The sequence below is a fragment of the Providencia sp. PROV073 genome (genome assembly GCF_033688125.1).
Taxonomy (GTDB): Bacteria; Pseudomonadota; Gammaproteobacteria; order Enterobacterales; family Enterobacteriaceae; genus Providencia; species Providencia hangzhouensis.
On sequence record NZ_CP096353.1, the window covers coordinates 3,029,469 to 3,050,331 of the forward strand.

Consider the following 20,863-nt stretch of genomic DNA (forward strand, 5'->3'; position numbering starts at 1 on the left):
GCACAGATTACCATGTTCTTGCAGGCCCTGTATCAATATGTATAAAATTGCTTCGAGGATAATAACCAACACCACCTGCTTTCATTTTCAGCGCAGCTTTACGGATATTACTCAATTGTAACCCTTCGATATGGAAATCCATCGCCTGCCCGCGTGTGTGGTAGCTTTTCTTTGCCACCCCAGAACTTTTACTACGTAATTTATTATTAGTCTCTAAAGAACGATAACCAGAGATCAGTTGGACAGGTTTGTTTGTTCCCATCATCATTTGTAATAAATAGATTTGGTCAAACAGTTTTGGGTCAATAGTTTTCACTTTGTCGCAACGGTAGTCACGGAAAAAATGATTTAAACGTGCTAGTTCAGACTTATTATAACGGCGCCCGTCAAAAAATTCGGTTTTTAACGATTCGCCTGTATTAATATTTTGAAAACGCAAAATTCGTGGTCGAGGGGTCGTCATTGCAGCAAAGACATGGCTTGGTAATAAACTAAGGCCAATCGTTGCAGCCCCAATACCTAACCACTTTCTGCGGGATTGATCAATTATATCCATAGGTGATAGCTCAGACTCTAATAATTTCAGTATTAATCGATAAAATTTTGGCAACCTATTGAGTCTAGCAAATCATGCTTAGCTTTAATGTATAATTATGTAAAGATATGCATACTTAACAGGAATTTTATTGCAATTTTCGTCAGTAATAGAGTTTTGTCACTCAAACTGCTCGAAACATGCAATCTTAGACACAAAATATGCTGCCTTTATCAAAGTAAGTAAAATAGCCATAGCTGAATAACTATAAAACAATGGAATAAACAGGATAAAAACGGAGAATAGAGGAAACGTCACGGAATGAAAATTTACGAAGAACTATGTTCAGGCCGTTAATACGTAAAATAATTAAGGGGAGAAAACTCCCCCTTACAAATTAAAACCCACAATTAGTGTAAAATCTTTTTCAACATTGGCAAATATTTATCTGCATTATCAATAGAATTATCATACTGATAAATATCTGCTCGATATTGTGGCTGTTGGTCTTTATCTACCCAAGCCGTTTGGTAGTACAGAAAAACTGGGATCCTATCTGGTATATTCACATACCGTGTTGACCCCTCTTTCAATGCACCGTCAATTCGTTTTTGTTCCCAACCTGCATCACCTAACAAAATACTGGCTAACTCACTTGCTTTATTCACACGCACACATCCAGAGCTTATTGCACGTGCATTACGATTAAACAAACTATGGTTTGGTGTATCGTGTAAATAAATCGCATCTGAACTCGGCATATTAAACTTATAGCGCCCTAATGAGTTAGTTGGGCCCGGAGCTTGTCGAATTCGATATGGGAAATTAGCTGGGGTGATATTATCCCAGTCAATAGCATATGGGTTGATTTCATATGAATCAGCCCCCCAACCAGAATAAACCGTATAGCCTTTTCGACTAAAATAACTTGGGTCTTGCTTCCCTTTTGGGGCGATATCTTTACGTGCCATACTGGTTGGCACACTCCAAGGCGGGTTAATTACCACGTTATTTAGCGCACTGCTCATGATCGGTGTTTTGCGATCTGCACGACCAACAATCACTTTAGAATCTAAAATGACTTCGTCATTTAAATAGAAATCTAAAGAGTAGCCAGGAATATTAACTAATATTCCTGTACCACTACTTGCAGGAATAATACGTAAACGTTGGATATTAAGCGCCATTAAACCTGCTTTTTGTTTTGGCTGCATATTTAACCAAACACGCGTGCCTTTTCCAACTACACCGTCGGCCTCTAAACCATATTGTAATTGGAATTTTTTTACAGCATCAACGAGTTCTTGGTCATATACTTTGGACACGGTACTTGCAGGTGCATCACTTGGTTCTGTTGGTTCGACGGTTTGTTCAACTGCCAGTTCTGCAACTTGAGCCATTGTTTCAGGAGGCGCAACTTCTTCGGTTACATTTCCACCTTCAAGTAACCCTTCACGTTGTAATATTTGACGTAAAATAACCACATCATCACTAGACTGCCCTGGCTTTAATGTTTTCGTTCCTACTATTTCTAGGTTATCTTCAGGCATCGCTAATAATTTCAGCATTTCCTTGCGCATTGGCAAATACATTGGATGATTCGGTGCCTGTGATTTTACCCAACTACTTAGGTTATTAGATTCAACGGCATCTAGCCATGGTTTCATTTGAGCCGTTGTTGGAGCAATAATTTTATATGGCCGATTAGTATATAGCCAGTACTGCCCGCTCGCCTCTATTGATGACAAATACTGTAAATAGCCAAGCATGGCATCAGATAAAATAACGTCACGGCCCAGTTCATTTAACTGGTTATTTTCCAGTATTGCCAACCATTCCCCAAATTGAGGCTGAACCCCAGCAAGGGATAATTCTGCCAATTGTTGTTGAAATTGGCTAATTGCCGTTTCATCTTGCCACAATAGCTGCATTTGCCTATCAGCATATAGTTTTGCTAATTGCGTAGAAAAAATAGGTTTCACATCCGTAGGAAGTGATTGTGTTATTTTTACTAAACTTTCTGTTGGTGTAACTGGAGCTACCGCTTGAACTTCAGAAACACTTTGCTGCGTATTTTCTTCATTTGAAAATGCAGGAAACTGTAACGCCATCAACCCGCATATTACTGAGACTTGCAGAGCTCGCACTCTTCTCTTTGCCATACATCCACCTTAATTAACTACATGGATAACAATATTTTTTATTATAATTACAATTTTATTGTATTTAATTTTAGCAGTAATGTTATAGGAATAGACTAATTTTCCTTTTTTCGGATTATAGACAGATAACCACTTAATGAGAAAAAGAATTATTTTCATTATTAGTGGGTGTTTATTGGTGCTTTAAACATAGATGAATTTTATTTTAATTAAAAGCTTTAGCTAACGCTTTCTTTCTCACTTAATTTCCATATAGAAAAAGAGGTTTTCATCATGAAAAAATATGTTTTAAACATCGGGTTTTATTCAAATTAATTAATAATCTTGTTAAATTGCATTTGCACTATTTGTTAAATACAAGAAAACCGATATTTATTCCTAAATACCGGCTTTCATTTCATTCACAAAAACTATTACTGCAATGTTGGTGCTTGTACGTTCGGGGTTTCTTGCCCGAAGCCTTTTAAGCCAACCACATGCACATGCTCATGATTACCAACCACTTTACGAACTAGCTTATAGGTTGTGCCCTTCTCAGGGCTAATATTCTCAGGCGCCGCAATAATTAGCTGCATTTCTAACCTGTCACACAGTTCAAATAAGGTTGCAATTGATTTAGCATCTAATCGCGCAGCTTCATCTAAGAATAATAACCGGCAAGGAATAATATCTTTAGCACGCAGACGGCGAGACTCTTCTTCCCAGCTTTGTACTACCATCACTAAGATGGACATACCTGTACCAATAGCCTCACCAGTGGATAACGCACCACTTTCTGCTTTTAACCAGCCATCTGAACCTCTATTAACCTCAACTTCTAATTCTAAGTAGTTGCGGTAATCGAGTAATTCTTCACCGATGGTTTGTGGCAACCGCTGCCCAACATCCACTTGAGGGTTAAGGCGTTGGTATAATTTCGCCATCGCTTCAGAGAAAGTTAACCGTTGGCTGGTAAACAAGTCTTGATGCATTTCACTTTCTTCAGAAAGGACACTGAGTAACAGCGCATGGCTTTCTCGAATATTCACATTGAGGCGAACCCCTTTAACCTGACCAAATGCCACGGCTTGCAGCCCTTGGTTTAGCATACGAATTCGATTCTGTTCGCGCTGAATGGTTTTGCGAATAATATTCGCCACACTTTTTGAACTGATCGCCAATTTTTGCTCACGCGCCGTTAGCTCTTCCGTTAAGCGCGCCAGCTCAATTTCCATTTGCTCGATTGCATCAATCGGGTCATCTGTACGAATGATGTCTTGGCGAATACGTTCACGTAGGTGTTGATATACCGCGATAAAGAATTTGATCTTCCGCTCAGGGTGTTTTGGATCTTCAGACAAACGCAGTACATCACGTAAATGTTCGTTATCCGCAACCGCTAAACGCAACGCACCTAAGGCTTTATCCGACATGGAACGTAAGCTGTCACCGTCAGTATAGGCCAGCTCACGGCGATGTAAACGACGCTCGACGCCATTGTCTTTCACCAAGCGCATTACCGCACACCAACCTGCTTTTGCCGTCACTACCTGCTCACGCAGCATATAGTAGTCTTTTTCTAACTTACGAAGCCGCTTCTGTAAGTTATCCATTTCAGCTTCACATAATGTCAGCTGTTTTTCTAACTGGTTAATACGGCTACGATTTTCCATGACGCGCTGGTGCAGCTCATCACGTCGAATACGAGCGCGCTCTTGAGCATCAGGATCAGCTTTTACGCCGATCTCTTGCATCTCAACCTCGAGCTCTTTCAACATTTCTTGTTTGGTATCGAAAGAACTGCGTAACGAGGCGAGAACTTGATGGAATTGTGCACTTTGCGCTTGGTGCTGACGCAGCTGTTCGCGAGCGCGTGTACGCTCGGTTTCTGCCTGTTCTAAACGCTGACGTAATTTTTCATTCAAGTCCGCGTTTTCATTCACCATTCCTGTTGAGTCACTGTAACTAAAGTGAGCACGACGCTGAACAACCTCAACTAATGCAAAGGCTTGCTGTTTTGCATTTTGTTGGCTGTGTTTTGCTGACTCATAATCTTTGCGTAATTGTTCATGTTGTTCAGGATCACTGAGTAACACTGTCACAATCGGTTCTAACTTTTCTAACGCATTACCATGTTTATTCAGGAAATGTGCCGCTTCTTCTGCTTCCGTTAGTTCTTCGTTTATCTCTTCGACTCTGTCCGCCAATGTTTCATCGAGTAATAACCCCATTTGAGGTAATAAACGATTAAGAGCCGCAAGGCTTTCTTTACCTTGTGCAAATTGTTGGCGTTGCTGCTGAGTTTGCTCTTCAAATTGTGCCAAAGCACGTTCAATTTCCGTGCGTTTCTGGTTAAGCGAACGAATTTCAGCTTCAGGATCATCTTCAAAGGCCACGGAAATGTGTTGGCCTATAAACCGACTGAATGCTTGGTGAGAACGCTGAATTTTCTGCACATCAAATGACAGGTTCGCGTAACGCTCAGCAAGCTCATCACGTTCAGCAGTTAATGACTCTAAATGACTTTCACGAGCAGCACGACCAAACAAAGGTAATTCAGGATAACGAGAGTAACGCCATTGACGCTCAGACGAACGGACTAATACCGCATTTTCAAATTCCTGCGCATCAAAAACGCTGTCATCGAACGATTGAGGATCCCCCTCGATAAAATAAACATCGTCAGGGCAATCTTGTAATGTTTCGAGCTGGCCACGGACCACAGATAAGTCTTGAACCACAATACCATGACGAGCTGGGCCATATAACGCAGAAAAATAAGCCGCATCTTCGATGGTAATGTCATCATAAATTTCTGATAACAAAACACCATTAAAACGCTCAGCCAACGCTAACATGCGGCCATCTTCCGCACCACTTGGCTGACTTAACCGCTCAATTTGCTTTTCGAGATCTTTACGTTGCGCAGCAACTTCATCTCGTTCAACCGTTATTTCCCTTTCTTGTTCAAGGAGTTGCTGCATAAACTCAGTCACAGCAGTACTTGACTCAAACGTTTCATGGGATTGCTCATTAAGCTGCGTTAGCGCTTCTTGAGCCATAATCCATGCAGGGGCTTTAGATGAAAGTTGGCTAATACGCTGGCGAATTTGTTCCAGTTCTTGGCGCATTTGCATTCGTCTTTCGCCACTCTCATTCACACCAATACTGAGCTCTTCTTGTTGCGCTTCCAGCTCAGCCATCAGTGCATCAAGTTCATCTGGCTCATAGCTTTGGCCATGACGTTTACAGAATTCCGCCAATAAGCGTTCTGCATTTTGCTGGCTATTCAGACGTTGCTGCAATTCAGATAGCTGCATACGTAATGGTTGTACACGATCCGCTAAATGTTGTTGTGATGACCAATCACGTAATAATGTACGCGCTTGTTGGTATGCATCACTGCGGCTAACTTCCCCTACCATATTTCTAACTAATTGATAGGCTTGCTCAAATTGGCTATGTGCGGCATCCGCCACACTCATTTTTTGCTCAAGCGCTAATAACGCTTGGGTAGCTTGTTGTTCACGCGCTTCGAAGGTATCTAGCCATTCATCTGCGTTATCAATGGATAATTCAGGAAGCTGGCACAATTCACGAGCACGCGTTAAGGCATGCAAGGCTTGCTGGTACTGAATGGCACGTGTTTGTTGTACATCCAGTGCTTGTTGGTAGTCAGCTAATTGATTTTTTAATTCATCAACTTCAATTTCAGCAGCTTCAGCTCGTGCTTCATATTCTTCTTGAGTTTCAGTCGCTTCAGCAACAACTTCACTTTGTTCTTCAAGACGATAAGTCAGTTCTTCGATATCTGCTTGATAGCGATCGATTTTTTCTTGTTGACGCAGCGCGGCTTGCACTAAATTTAAATGGTCACTGGCAGCTTGGTAGTCAGCTTCTAATTCTGTAGATGCCCCATTTTGCTCATTCAATTCACGCGCCATTTCGACGCTACGAACTTGTTCAACACGTAATTGTTTACGGCTAGCTAATAGCTCATTGCGCGCAGCCAGTGCTGCATCAAGGTGAATGCGTCTTTCATTGGAATGGCGCATATAATCCGCAGAAACATAATCAGTCGCCTGGCTAATCAAATGCTTGAATAAGTCGCGGTCTGATTGAGTGACACGAATGGCTTCTAATGTTAAACGGTTTTCACGCAGAGCCGCTTCCATATCTTGGAATGCTTTACGTACCCCACTGTTTTCTGGCAACAAATAATCACGTAATGAGCGAGTAATGGCACTAGAAATACCGCCATATAGTGACGCTTCAATCAGTCGATAATATTTGCTTCGGTCACTCGCAGAACGTAAGCGTTTCGGTAACACGCCTAATTCAAACAGTGTCGAGTGGTAATCGGTAATTGAGCTAAACTGCTTAAACAAAACCCCTTCCTGTTCTTCAAGACGTTCTTTTAGCTCATTGAGTGGGATCACTTTTGCTTGGCGGCCATCGATAATTTCCGTCAATATTTCCGTTGGAACTGTCGCTAATGGAATGCCTTGTACCATAAATGGCTTAATATCGACTTTTTTATCGCGCCCTGCGACTTGCTGTAAACGCACCCCCACCATGACGCGCTGATGCTTCGAATTTAACACATCCAAAATAGCGTAACAGACACCAGGACGTAACTTACCATGCAAGCCTTTATCACGAGAACCTGAGGTCGCGCCGGCTTCCGTTGTGTTACGGAAGTGAAGTAAGGTTAAATCTGGGATCATCGCGGTAATAAATGCTGCCATGGTTGTTGATTTACCCGCACCATTACCACCCGATAACGTGGTCACTAATTCATCAAGGTCAAAAGTTCGGGCAAAAAAACCGTTCCAATTCACCAGCGTCAGTGAGCGAAATTTTCCGCGTTCAATCATTATTCTTCATCCTCATCACTTTCTGCCGGTTCTTGACTCTCTTCGCCATCCTCTTCATCACTATCTTTTAGTGATAATTCACCGTCAAGAGAGATAGCTTCACCATCACGGATCATCCGTAACTGTGCATCTTGTGGGTTATCGCCACTGCGCACATCGGCGCCAAAACGGAATACAGATTCACTAATAATAAATTTACTCGAATCATTTTGCAGAAAATGCACCATTCCCAAGCGACGTAAACGGTTGAGTGATGTTCTTAATTTTTCCTGCAATTTTTGTTTATCTAGGTCAGAGCCTGTCGAACGTTGATTAACAAATTTAAGTAGTTTGCTTTCATCCGCTAATGATAATAATTCTTCAAATAACTCTTGTGAGGTAAAAATACCTTGGTTACTCAAGCGTTCAGGGCTGAGATAGAGATAACAAAGAATTTTCCCAACCATCATATCTAATTCAGATAACACAGAGCGAGGTATTAAGGTTGTTGATCGCGGACGTAAATAGAAGAACCCCTCAGGGGCACGAATTAATTCTACGTTATATCGTGCATAAAATTGTTCTAATGCTTCCTGAAAATCCATTAAAAATGCGTGGTTATCAAGGTCATCAACACTAATATGGCGACCTGAACGCAATTGGCTGTCTAGCTCTGGAAAAATCGGGTTAGCTAATGCTTGAGCCAGTTTAACTGGCATAAATTGTTCAATATTTGTCGATGACATGTGCCTGTACCTTGGCTCCGTGATCATTAATAGCTTGCCATTCTGCCGGTAATCCCGCCAAATCAGCCTCTGCGATACCTAATTTAACAGCTTGGTCGATAATAATTCGAGCAACATCAAAATGACGTTTTTGTGGATATTGCAGTAAGTACTCATGCAACACACGGCCAACATCGAGCGGCCGTTGCTCTGCTTTATAAATAGCTAACTCAACTTCCATTAGCTCAGCAAGCTTGTCATTTAATTCACTAAACTCTTCAAATTCAAGCTCTGGTGGTAATTCACCCATGACCTCTTCATCATGCAACGCGAGCTCTTCATCACGCATATCGAATAACCGATCCGCATTAGCGTACGTGAGTGCCCAAGGGCTATCAAGGTAGTGCTGAACGGATTGACGTAACCGTTGAGAAAATATTCTATTTTTATCCATATCAATAGCTGTACGGATAAACTTATGAACATGACGGTCATAACCAATCCATAAATCGATAGATTGTTGACCCCAGCTAACAATACGGTCTAGTTTATTTTGCAGGTCAAAAACCAACCTATCCACTAAGTCAGAGAACGCCGGCGCATTCATATTGGCTTCTTGAATACGTAATAAATTCGCTTGCAGTTTATCCCCTGCGGCTTCCAATGTGTCTTGCAACTCACGCAATGTACCTGATGTTTCTGATAGTAATTGCTCACAGTTAGCAATAGCTGCCTGCCAGTCTTGATTTAATAATGCGGCAATATCTTCTTTTACTGAATTTTGCTGTTCATCCATAATACGTTGGGATAAATCAATACTGTCAAAAATTTCAGCAACTGAATATTTTAGTGGGGCAAACACGTAACGATGCCAATAAAATTCATCACCACCTTCCTCTGCGGCTTCAGCGGCACGTTGCAGCTCTCCTGCAACAATAGAAAGTTGCATGGAAAGTCTTAATGTTGAGAACTCTCTCTGACGAATATAATAATCGCTGATGCCAATCCCCAAAGGGGTTAACCGGTAAATTGCATTACCTTCAACAATGTCACTGGCAAAACGGTTAAAAATCTTCTGGCGAACCATATCATTGATGGCATTATTGGCCCTTACTGCCAATGATTCAGTTGTCTGCTCAAACCCTTTGCAAACTTCACGAAAGGCATCAACCAGTTCCCCTTCACTCATTTCACCATTGACTCTTTCACTATTTAATACCGCCACCGCAAGCAAAAATGCTAAACGTTCTGCGGGAAGTGAAATCGAAAAATCATTTTTTCGTGCCCAAGACACAAGTTCAGGGACGGTCTGGGAAAAATCACTCATAAATCGTCCTTTTGTATTTGTTTGCGTGCCATGACATGAACATAACGCCCCATGCTAATATAGGGTTCTTCACGGCAATACTGCTGTTCTAATGCCAACAATGCCGGAAAATCTTTTTGCTGTAACTGCCGACTTTGTAAATAGTCATGGAATACCCTGACACCACTTTTACCGATGATTTGCATATTACACTCGCCCAACCAAGCATCAACCTGATGAGGAAAAAGCGGGTTTTGTGGTGATAACGAGCGTTTACGACGACGTTGAATATGTGGCGTTGCAAGATGAAAATTTCCTAAAATTGCATTACGCATCACCAGACCATTTGCATTATAGAACATGACAGAAAATACGCCTTCTGGTCTAATTATATCTACCAGTTGTTCAATTGCATATTTTTGATCGCTAATCCATTCAAGTACCGCATGAAATAAAACAAGGTCAACAGGTTCATCAATATATTGTGCGATATCTTGCACTGCACAATGAATAAAACGCATGTTATCGCTAATACCTTGTTCCTTGGCAAGCTCACTGCCTCGTTCCAACATCTCTTCAGATAAATCGCAAAGTATCACCTGATGCCCCATTTCGGCGAGTTTGCGTGAAAAGTGTCCTTCACCACCACCTGCATCAAGTATTTTTAGAGTTTTACCCTCAAATTGGCTGCTTAATAATTGAGTTAAATCTTGCCAAACTACCGCTTCTCGTATTTTTCCTTTTGTCGTTCCGTAGATATTTTTTGCAAATTTATCGACAATATCATCAAAGTTGCGGTCTGCCATGTGCTATCCGGTTGCCTATCATCTATTATTTAAAGCGGTTTATGAGCCAATTTGTCGCGAAAAAACGTAAAATGGTTGATTACATCCTGATATTGAGAAAATTAACTCTAACCAGAAATATTCTCACATTGCAGCGTATTTATCACATACAATGCGAGGCGACTGTTAAAACAGGAATTATAACAGATAATAGCTATATTTTTGCATAGTACTTCATTGTGCTCAGCAAATTTCAGTTTGCTACTATTAAACACTATTCTGTTATTTTCCCTCTAATTTCGCTGCGTTATTGCATATTTTTCCGTAGATTCTGCCACAATGATTAATCGATAACCCTTAAGAATAGGCTTAGTTATGTTATTTATCTTAAAAAAATATATTGGTTCTCTATTGATGCCATTACCATTATTACTCATCATCGGGTTTATCGGATTGCTTTTGCTTTGGTTTACACGCTGGCAGCGTTGTGGAAAGGCGTTTACTACCCTAAGTTTAGTTTTAATAACTCTGTTGGGGTTACAACCTGTTTCAGATACTTTACTTGCCCCAGCAGAAAAACAATTCAATAAGCGCTATGAATTAATTACTGAGAATCCACCTCAAGATGTACGTTATATTGTTGTTCTCGGTGGCGGTTTTACGTATAACCCTGATTGGAGTCCAAGTTCCAATCTGTTGAATAATAGCCTACCTAGAGTGACTGAAGGTGTTCGTCTTTACCTTAAACACCCTGGTAGTAAACTAATTTTCACTGGCGGTAAAGCGAGTAGTCCTATCAGCAGTGCCGAAGTTGCTGCACAAGTTGCTCAATCCTTGGGTGTCCCCGCACAAGATACTATTCCACTCACTGAACCCAAAGATACACAAGAGGAAGCTTATGAAGTTGAAAAAATCATTGGGAAATCTCCTTTTTTATTAGTAACTTCTGCTAACCATTTACCTCGAGCGATGACTATGTTTACTCAACGAGGAATGAACCCTTTCCCTGCCCCCGCAAATCAGTTGGTTATCACGAGTGAAATTAGTCCATGGGAGAAATATATCCCTTCCTCTTATTTCTTTGGCCATAGTGAACGTGCTTGGTATGAATTTCTTGGTACGCTTTGGTGGCATTTAAAACCCAATAATACACAGGCGTTAGAAGAGCAACTTGCTACGCCTGAGGCAGTTACCGCTGAATAGTAGCAAAAAAGGTGTAATCTATTGAGATTACACCTTTTGTTTAGCTAAATCGCATATTGGCTATTTGAGCTATTAGGAAAATGTGGGCTACTGAATAAATTGACTTCTAACGAGTTCAAGATCTTCAGGGGTATCAACACCAGCACCTGGCGTAGTTTTCGCGACATCCACATGAATTTTCTCGCCATACCAAAGCACCCTAAGTTGCTCCAGCATTTCGATTTTCTCTAATGGGCTTGCTTCCCACTTAATATAACGACGAATAAACCCTGCTCGATAAGCGTATATACCAATGTGACGCAAAAAGGTATCCCCTATTACATCATGGCTTTTCGCAAAGTTGTCTCTATCCCAAGGAATAGTTGCCCGAGAAAAATACAATGCATAACCTTCGTGATCAGTAACAACCTTGACAGTATTTGGATTAAACGCTTCATGAGCATCATTAATAGGTACAGCTAGCGTCCCCATTTCAGCTTTACTCCCCTGAAGATTACGAGCAACTTGGCTGATAATCTCAGGTGGAATTAAAGGTTCATCACCTTGCACATTCACGATGATTTCATCGTTAGAAAAAGCATAGGTATCAATAACTTCAGCTAGTCTTTCTGTCCCAGACTGATGATTTGGGTTAGTCATACAAGCTTCACCACCTGCTTCAATCACCGCTTTAGCAACATCAGAGTGATCTGTCGCAACTATCACTCGGCTAGCCCCCGATTTAACAGCTTGCTCCATTACTCGAACAACCATTGGCTTGCCATGGATATCAGCCAAAGGTTTACCTGGTAAGCGTGTTGAGGCATAACGAGCAGGAATAATAACCGTAAACATGAGGATTACTGACCTTCATCTAATGAAACGGGGCGCGCTTCATTTTCTAGTAATACAGGGATGCCGTCACGAATTGGATAGGCTAAATGATCAAACTTACAGATAAGTTCGAGGTTTTCTTTGTTATAACTTAATTTGCCGTGACATACAGGACAGGCAACGATTTCAAGTAAACGGTGATCCATGTTTTCTCCCGAATGGATTTTAACTCACTTGGAGTCAGGATATCACATGCAGATATCACCGTTAACTTTAATCTTCCTGAATAAGATCTCCTGCGAGAGATGAGAGGATAAAAGCAGGAGAAATTGTTCTGTTTATTATCTAATAAGCAATAACGTCAGCTGCCGTTATGCCATCCGAATTACGAGTAACAGAGAACTCAACGTTTTGACCTTCGAATAATGATTTGATTTTTTTATTAGCAATTGACTTTGTTGTCACAAATACATCATCACCACCATTGAATGGTGAAATAAAACCGTAACCTTCTTTTGCGTCAAACCATTTAACTCGACCCATATGTAATTGAAAATTCATATTAAAACTCCTTTTGTTCTGAGAACAATATTTTTTTTATCTTTGTATCATTACTCTTTCTTGCTTCCCATTTATAAAATGCCGATCTATTAATACATCAAAGAGTAATTAAACTTTACCAATTCATGCGCACAAATCATTGCGCATATTTTATAACGCCCATATATATAGATTTCAGACACCGCTAATCTACTGCGAAGTTAACAGTCTATTTTGACATTATGATGACAAAACGCAGTGACAGCGACTTTACAATGTAGATTACGCGAGGATATGAAGACTAACTAAAGAACGGAGCGTGAAATTTAAGCTAGTATAAAATCCAATTATCAATGTATTGTATCTAGATACATAATAAGTAGATCTATATCACATTGGAGATATTATTATCACAGAGGAACGTTATAGACAAGTTTTTTTGTTATTTGTGATAAGTTTTCTTATTCCGCTTAAGATTTTTTCAGCGTCAATCGGCTGCAATTGTGCTTGTACTGGAAGGAACCACCAATTTGGTTGTGCAAAAGCACGGCATTTCACCGCGTCTTTTTCGGTCATTAATAAGTTTTGCTCATTTTTAACTAACGGTGAAAGCTGTTTTAATTCATACGATTGGTGATCAGCAAAAGCATGAGTGTTAATAACTTCGACCCCTTTGTTTTCTAATGAGGTAAAAAAACGAGGAGGATGACCAATACCTGCTATTGCGACAACCGCAGGTAATTGTGTAACTGCACGTTTTTCACCAGTCACCAAGTTATAAGCAACATCGCCTTCAAGGGCCATTACGGCTTCATTTTCTTGAGCTTCACCACCGTTAACAATGACAGCATTAACACGCTTTAAACGCCCAGCCCTTTCACGCATAGGCCCTGCGGGTAGCCACCAACCATTACCAAAACGACGCTGGCCATCAATAACGACAATCTCATAGTCACGTTGCAATGCATAGTGCTGCAACCCATCATCAGTAATAATCACATCTAATGGGAATTTTTCCAATAACGCTTTAACTGCATCACTGCGCTTAGGCGCAACAGCCACGGGGGATTTAGTACGATGAAAAATTAGTATGGGTTCATCCCCAGCAACTTCAGTTGTCGTCGTTTCATCGAGTATCAGCGGGTACTTTTCAGCTTTACCGCCATACCCTCGAGAAACAACCCCCACGCGGTAGCCTTCTTTGGTGAGTGATTCCACTAACCAGATAACAACAGGGGTTTTACCATTTCCCCCCGCTGTCAGGTTTCCCACCACTACCACTGGAATTGGCGCTTTCCATGAACGTTTCAGCCCGATTTTATAAGCTATATCCCTAATTACCGTTACCAACCCATAAAGGAAAGATAACGGCAGCAATAAAAGATACAGCCATGACTTGCCAGACCAAATGCGTTCTATCATTGTTTAAACTGAATGCTATGTAACTGTGAATATGCGCCATCTTGAGCTAATAGCGATTTATGGTCACCACGCTCAATGATTCGGCCATCTTGTACAACTAATATCTCATCTGCATTTTCTATCGTCGATAACCTGTGGGCAATGACCAAAGATGTTCTATTTTTCTGTAACTCATCAAGAGCAGCTTGAATAGCACGTTCAGACTCTGTATCTAGCGCGGATGTCGCCTCATCAAGAATAAGAATTGGGGCATCACGTAGCAGTGCTCGAGCAATCGCGATCCTTTGACGTTGCCCTCCAGAAAGCATAACACCATTTTCACCAATAACCGTGTCCAAGCCTTTTTCAAGTTTAGCAATAAAATCCATTGCATAAGCCATTTCTGCAGCTTTCTCTATTTGCTCACGGCTGTAGCTGCCGTCTGTTGCATAGGCAATATTATTGGCTATCGTATCGTTAAATAGATAAACATGCTGAGAAACTAACGCGACTTGGCTACGTAATGAAGATAACGTGTATTCACGAATGTCATGCCCATCAATTTGAATAGACCCCTCGTCGATGTCATAAAAACGTGTAATCAAATTTGCAATTGTGGACTTACCTGAACCTGATCGCCCAACCAGAGCAACTGATTTCCCTGCTGGCAAAGTAAACGAAACATCGTCTAACGCAGGATGCTCTTTGGTTGCATAGGTAAAGGTAACATGTTCAAATTTAATATCTCCTTTAACCTCTTTAAGTACTTTATTTCCGTTATCTTTTTCTTGTTCGGAATCTAAGATAGCAAATAAAGTTTGGCAAGCCGCCATACCACGCTGGAATTGTGAGTTAACGTTAGTTAATGATTTTAAAGGACGCATCAGTGCAAACATTGATGAGAAAACAACTGCAATTGTACCCGATGTTAATTCATCACGAATTTCAGGAAAGCTCGCTGCATAAAGGACAAATGCTAGTGCAAATGATGCAATTAACTGAACAATAGGATCTGAAATTGCTGAAGCGGTTACCATTTTCATATTTTGGCGGCGCATGTTGTTACTGACTTTATTAAAGCGTTCAGTCTCAACTTTCTGTCCCCCAAAAATTAAAACTTCTTTATGGCCTTTTAACATCTGTTCAGCACTTGCCGTCACATGCCCCATACCGGTTTGCATGTTTTTACTAATCTTACGAAAACGTTTAGAGACGATACGAATAGTGACTGATACAATCGGGGCAATTACGATTAAAATAAGAGAAAGTTGCCAGCTATAATAAAACATCATCGCAAACAACCCAATGATATAAGCACTTTCACGAATAATTGTAATTAATGCTCCAGAAGAAGAAGATGCAACTTGTTCTGAATCATAGGTAATTCTAGATAATAGTGTTCCTGTTGATTGCTGGTCAAAAAAACTAACAGGCATTCCCATCATATGACCAAATAATTTACGCCGTATGTTCATCACGACTTTACCTGCAACCCAGGAAACACAATAGGTTGAAACAAAGCTAGACCCACCACGAACAACCATTAAACCTAACACCGCAAGCGGAAGCCATTTTAAAACGTCATTATCTGCTTTATCAAAGCCCTCATCCAATAAAGGTTTTAATAAAGAAATCATAAACGCGTCACCCGCTGCGTTTATGATAAGTGCTATTGCTGCAACGATTAAACCCGCTTTAAAAGGCGCAATTATCGGCCACAAGCGACGAAAAGTTTGTTTTGTCGAAAGGTCTTTATCATTCATACTTTTAATTACCAGACTTAATGTAAGCGCACTATTCTACTCGGGAAATAGCGGTAAGCCAAACCACAGATGATACCAGCGGGGCTGAATTTCATAGCGATAACGTGAAATTTTAATTTTTTCCTTTTTAAACCATATAGTTAACTGGCCATCTTCCGCTGTATTTAACCATTTAATATTATTATTTTTATACCGAAAATAGACTTTTGGCGATGGAATTTTCCATGCACTATACCTTGCTGATGAGACTACCACCATTGAAGGTTGAACATTTCTTAATAATAAATCAGTTGATGACGTGCTGCTTCCATGATGAGGAGCGAAAAGAAGAGTCGAACGTAACCGATTCTTGTACATTGCGACCAGTGATTTTTCCCCTTGTTTTTCGATATCTCCTGTTAATAAAATTTTATGAAACCCATCCGTTAATTGAATAACACAAGAATCATCATTATGTGATATTGGTGCTAGCTTTTCAGGCCATAATACTTCAAAAGTTAATATCCCCCACTGCCATTTTTGGCCTTTAAAACACGGAAGGTGTTCCATACTTTTTATATTATTAGTTTTTTCCCTATTTACCGACGTTTTTTGTGGGCCAAAGCTACTTCTTACACTTAGCCATGGATATTGCTGGATTAAATAATTTGCGCCACCAGTATGGTCTAAATGATTATGGCTTAAAATGACTCCAATTGGGGTTATATCGTGATATTTAAGGAAAGGAATAATTTGACGCTGTGCATTGCTATCCCCTTTCCATACATTACCTGTATCATAGAGTAACGCTAAATTGTTTTGTTCTATCACAACAGCCAAACCATGCCCGATGTCTAATACCGTCATTCTCCAACCTTCTTTGGATTGTTTACCGCTCCCCTTTTCTAAGAAAATTGAAATAACTACACAGCTAATAAGCCCGAAATAGCGCTTGTACCACTTAAATAAAACGACAATGATACTTAACCAACATATTAAAAATAAATAATAGGGAACATTGATAAATTCTGACCAAAAAGTACTGAAATAAGGTAATGGTTTTAGCCCTATATCTATAACCCTATCTATCGTATATAAAATAGGTTGCTGAACCACTTTTATTGGTACTAAAAACAAGAGCAAAATAGCAGGAACAACACACCAAGAAACTAACGGGACAAACCAGATATTTGCCACTAACCCCATTACATTAATACCATTAAATAGACTAAGTTGCATTGGGATCAGTAAGACTAGTAAGCCAATTTGTAAATGGGTTAACCCTATAATTTTCCCCTTTACACCTTTAGATAAATGATATGGTAGTGGAAATATGGTTAACCAATAAAGAATGGCTAGCACAGCGAAACTAGATAACCAAAAACTATCTGACAAAATAGCTAATGGGTCTAATAATAATATTCCTGCGATACTCCACAGTGCCCATTGCCAAGCAAAATACCTTGCAGGCTTATTTCTGATATATACCCATAATAGTAGGGCAAATAATGCTCGAGTCGCAGGGATAGCAAAGCCAGAGATCCATGCATAAAAAATTGCTAGCCCTATACCAATTACTACTGGTAGTGTTTCATTGACATACTTTATTGGTAAAAAATATTGAATCCCTCGAGTGATAAGAAAGCCAAACAAGTAAGCTAACCCAATATGCAAGCCTGATATAGCCATTAAATGTGTCAAACCTGTTCTCTGTAGTAAATATGTTTGTTCTACTGCCAACAAACTTCTATCTCCAAACATTAGTCCATAAATAATCCCTTTATTAGATAATGAATTAATTAGCTCCATATAATTATGGATAACTTTTTGTCTTACAGAACAATCCTTTTTTAATAATTCTATTTTCTTACTTTTCAAAACTCCAATGATTCTATTAGCCAAATAATAACGTTGTAGGTTAAATCCTCCTTCATTTAGTGAGCTGTGTAGTGGCTTTACAGTGCCATTGATTCGCCACAACTGCCCAGCGCAAACTGTTTCCTTTGTTTTCCACGTAGCATATAAAGGAGGGAAAACAATGCGGTTGTTAATTTTATCAATACGTACTTTGATTTTTTGTTCTTTGTCACTTAATGAAATACCAACAATAACTATATTAATATCGTTATTTTTTGTAGATAGATAATTGATATGGTTAATGATATTAATTCCATGCCAATTAGCCCATAAGAAAAACATAATAGTTAATGCAAGGAACTTTCCTAACTTACCCAATAGAAAGAGCATTATTAACAGCACCATAAATAACACGATAAAGAGTAATTCACTCAACATTATAATTTCAGGTATAAATAAAAGTGGTAACGTACCTAAAATCAAAGCAATAGAAGCCAGCGTCATCGAAACAGGTGAGTTTTTATTAAAGATTAAATTATATTTTTTGAGTGGATTATTTAACCATCTCATTATGTAGATGATATTTTTTATCAATTTTAGTATCCCTACATAGATTTATTAGCTCTAGTTTAATTATTCATACTAAATTTTTTAAGTTTCTATCATCTCTTTTATGTAGCTCTTCCCGAAATATTTTTTCTTTATAAAAAGGTACATATTAGTTTGCGAAGCGCTTCGCAAAACATGTATATATCTCTAAAAGTAGTTTTGAATTTGTTTTATTACATTAAGAGTTTAGAAATATATTGGTGTTGGTGTTGGTGTTGGTGTTGGTGTTGGTGTTGGTGTTGGTGTTGATCAGAAATAAAAAACAGTGCCGTATAAAATACAAGCACTGTTTTGATGTAATAATTAAGATTTACAGCCCGATTATTGGCCGTAAATATTTACACGATCACGTAATTCTTTACCTGGTTTAAAGTGAGGAACATATTTACCTTCTAGTTCCACTTTATCACCAGTTTTTGGGTTACGGCCAACGCGTGGAGCACGGTAGTGAAGAGAAAAACTGCCGAAACCACGGACTTCAATACGCTCACCGTTAGCTAACGTATCCGCCATATGCTCAAGAATTTCCTTTACAGCTTCCTCAACGGTTTTTGCTGAAAGATGAGACTGCTGGCTAGCCAGTCTTTCAATTAATTCAGACTTGGTCATAGTACCTCCCTAAACTACCGTTACAAAGGGGCAACGCTACTGTTGCCCCCACTTAATTATTCGCCTTTAGCTGCTTTGAAAGCTTCAGCCATAGCATTGTTGCCGAATGCTGTATCTTCTTGTTTGTTCACAGCTGCGACAGCGTCTTTCTCATCAGCTTCGTCTTTAGCGCGAACAGACAGGTTGATTACACGGTTTTTACGATCAACACCAGTGTATTTAGCTTCAACATCATCACCAACGTTCAGAACCAGTGTTGCATCTTCAACACGGTCACGTGAAGCTTCTGATGCACGCAGGTAACCTTCAACGCCCAGTGTCAGCTCAACAGTTGCACCTTTAGCATCAACTGCGATTACTTTACCAGTTACGATTGCGCCTTTCTTAGTTGCTGCTAAATAGTTATTGAATGGATCTTCAGCTAACTGTTTAACACCTAAAGAAATACGTTCACGCTCTGCGTCGACTTGCAGAACAACAGCTGCGATTTCATCACCTTTTTTGTATTCACGAACTGCTTCTTCGCCTGCAACGTTCCAGGAAATGTCAGACAGGTGAACCAGGCCATCGATGCCGCCGTCCAGACCGATGAAGATACCGAAGTCAGTGATAGACTTGATTTTACCTTCAACGCGGTCGCCTTTGTTGTGAGTTTCTGCAAATTGCTGCCATGGGTTAGATTTGCACTGTTTCAGGCCCAGTGAGATACGACGACGTTCTTCATCAATATCCAGAACCATAACTTCAACAACATCACCAACGTTAACAACTTTAGATGGGTGGATGTTTTTGTTAGTCCAATCCATTTCTGAAACGTGAACCAGACCTTCAACGCCTTCTTCGATTTCTACGAAGCAACCATAGTCAGTCAGGTTAGTAACGCGACCAGTCAGTTTAGTACCTTCTGGGTAACGTTTAGCGATTGCGACCCAAGGATCTTCGCCCAGTTGTTTCAGACCCAGAGAAACACGAGTGCGCTCACGGTCGAATTTCAGAACTTTAACATTGATTTCATCACCAACGTTGACGATTTCGCTTGGGTGTTTAACACGTTTCCAAGCCATGTCAGTGATATGCAGCAGGCCGTCAACACCGCCCAGATCAACGAATGCACCGTAGTCAGTAAGGTTCTTAACGATACCTTTAACTTCCATGCCTTCTTGCAGATTTTCCAGCAGTTGATCGCGCTCAGCGCTGCTTTCAGATTCAATTACAGCACGACGAGAAACAACAACGTTGTTGCGTTTCTGATCCAGCTTGATTACTTTGAACTCAAGCTCTTTGCCTTCCAAGTGAGTAGTATCACGAACTGGACGTACATCAACCAGTGAACCTGGTAAGAACGCACGAATACCGTTCAGCTCAACAGTGAAACCACCTTTAACTTTACCGTTGATAACACCAGTTACAGTTTCAGCTTCTTCGTAAGCTTTTTCCAGCATCAGCCATGCTTCATGACGTTTAGCTTTCTCACGAGACAGGATAGTTTCACCGAAACCATCTTCTACTGCATCCAGAGCTACATCGATTTCATCGCCAACTTGGATTTCTAGCTCACCCTGAGCATTTTTGAACTGTTCTACTGGGATAGCAGATTCTGATTTAAGACCTGCGTCAACAAGGACTACGTCTTTATCGATGGCAACAACAGTACCACGGACGATAGAACCAGGACGAGTTTCAATATTCTGCAGGGATTCTTCAAAGAGTTGAGCAAAAGATTCAGTCATATTAATGATCT

At 40.1% G+C, this 20,863-nt stretch carries 15 protein-coding genes; 1 reads left to right on the top strand and 14 read right to left on the bottom strand.

The features are described 5' to 3' along the window. Positions 1 to 7 precede the first annotated feature (7 nt). From M1F17_RS13840 to cmoM, 6 genes are all read right to left on the bottom strand, one after another. On the bottom strand, positions 8 to 556 hold the full coding sequence (locus M1F17_RS13840; RefSeq protein ID WP_004256173.1) for a YcbK family protein: 549 nt from the start codon (positions 554 to 556) through the stop codon (positions 8 to 10). Between the two features lie 389 nt (positions 557 to 945). Then, on the bottom strand, positions 946 to 2,697 hold the full coding sequence (gene ldtD, locus M1F17_RS13845) for a L,D-transpeptidase (protein WP_318837026.1): 1,752 nt from the start codon (positions 2,695 to 2,697) through the stop codon (positions 946 to 948). A 413-nt stretch (positions 2,698 to 3,110) separates the two neighbouring features. Then, positions 3,111 to 7,553: a chromosome partition protein MukB gene (gene mukB / locus M1F17_RS13850; protein WP_318837027.1), complete on the bottom strand. Its 4,443-nt coding sequence runs from the start codon at positions 7,551 to 7,553 to the stop codon at positions 3,111 to 3,113. After that, positions 7,553 to 8,278, bottom strand: coding sequence for a chromosome partition protein MukE (gene mukE / locus M1F17_RS13855; protein WP_004256187.1), 726 nt, complete (start codon positions 8,276 to 8,278; stop codon positions 7,553 to 7,555). The genes mukB and mukE overlap by 1 nt, the downstream gene beginning before the upstream one ends. Next, positions 8,259 to 9,584: a chromosome partition protein MukF gene (mukF, locus tag M1F17_RS13860; protein WP_096864228.1), complete on the bottom strand. Its 1,326-nt coding sequence runs from the start codon at positions 9,582 to 9,584 to the stop codon at positions 8,259 to 8,261. The genes mukE and mukF overlap by 20 nt, the downstream gene beginning before the upstream one ends. Beyond that, entirely contained in the window at positions 9,581 to 10,369 is a 789-nt protein-coding gene (gene cmoM, locus M1F17_RS13865; RefSeq protein WP_210852591.1) for a tRNA uridine 5-oxyacetic acid(34) methyltransferase CmoM, read from the bottom strand. Before cmoM ends, mukF begins: the two co-directional genes overlap by 4 nt. A gap of 354 nt (positions 10,370 to 10,723) precedes the next feature. Between cmoM and elyC the strand changes: the two genes are divergently transcribed. After that, positions 10,724 to 11,551, top strand: coding sequence for an envelope biogenesis factor ElyC (gene elyC / locus M1F17_RS13870; RefSeq protein ID WP_165879810.1), 828 nt, complete (start codon positions 10,724 to 10,726; stop codon positions 11,549 to 11,551). An 87-nt stretch (positions 11,552 to 11,638) separates the two neighbouring features. On the opposite strand, the gene kdsB is transcribed toward elyC, so the two are convergent. From kdsB to rpsA, 8 genes are all read right to left on the bottom strand, one after another. Next, positions 11,639 to 12,385, bottom strand: a complete 747-nt coding sequence (gene kdsB / locus M1F17_RS13875; RefSeq protein WP_318837028.1) for a 3-deoxy-manno-octulosonate cytidylyltransferase — start codon at positions 12,383 to 12,385, stop codon at positions 11,639 to 11,641. Between the two features lie 5 nt (positions 12,386 to 12,390). Beyond that, on the bottom strand, positions 12,391 to 12,570 hold the full coding sequence (locus M1F17_RS13880) for a Trm112 family protein (RefSeq protein WP_004256203.1): 180 nt from the start codon (positions 12,568 to 12,570) through the stop codon (positions 12,391 to 12,393). Positions 12,571 to 12,709: 139 nt separating this feature from the next. After that, the gene (locus tag M1F17_RS13885) at positions 12,710 to 12,925 is read right to left on the bottom strand and encodes a cold-shock protein (RefSeq protein WP_004256206.1); all 216 of its coding nucleotides are present in this window, start codon (positions 12,923 to 12,925) and stop codon (positions 12,710 to 12,712) included. Positions 12,926 to 13,327: 402 nt separating this feature from the next. Beyond that, positions 13,328 to 14,326: a tetraacyldisaccharide 4'-kinase gene (gene lpxK, locus M1F17_RS13890; protein WP_172767338.1), complete on the bottom strand. Its 999-nt coding sequence runs from the start codon at positions 14,324 to 14,326 to the stop codon at positions 13,328 to 13,330. After that, positions 14,323 to 16,068 carry a lipid A ABC transporter ATP-binding protein/permease MsbA gene (gene msbA / locus M1F17_RS13895; RefSeq protein WP_318837029.1) on the bottom strand — a complete coding sequence of 582 codons (1,746 nt, stop codon included), beginning with the start codon at positions 16,066 to 16,068 and terminating at the stop codon, positions 14,323 to 14,325. Before msbA ends, lpxK begins: the two co-directional genes overlap by 4 nt. 36 nt (positions 16,069 to 16,104) lie before the next feature. Beyond that, positions 16,105 to 18,498 (bottom strand): DNA internalization-related competence protein ComEC/Rec2, encoded by a 2,394-nt coding sequence (locus M1F17_RS13900; protein ID WP_231135921.1) that lies wholly within the window; start codon positions 18,496 to 18,498, stop codon positions 16,105 to 16,107. A 336-nt stretch (positions 18,499 to 18,834) separates the two neighbouring features. Then, on the bottom strand, positions 18,835 to 19,122 hold the full coding sequence (gene ihfB, locus M1F17_RS13905) for an integration host factor subunit beta (RefSeq protein ID WP_004256221.1): 288 nt from the start codon (positions 19,120 to 19,122) through the stop codon (positions 18,835 to 18,837). A 56-nt stretch (positions 19,123 to 19,178) separates the two neighbouring features. Continuing rightward, positions 19,179 to 20,852 (bottom strand): 30S ribosomal protein S1, encoded by a 1,674-nt coding sequence (gene rpsA, locus M1F17_RS13910; protein ID WP_004909559.1) that lies wholly within the window; start codon positions 20,850 to 20,852, stop codon positions 19,179 to 19,181. Between the last annotated feature and the right edge of the window lie 11 nt (positions 20,853 to 20,863).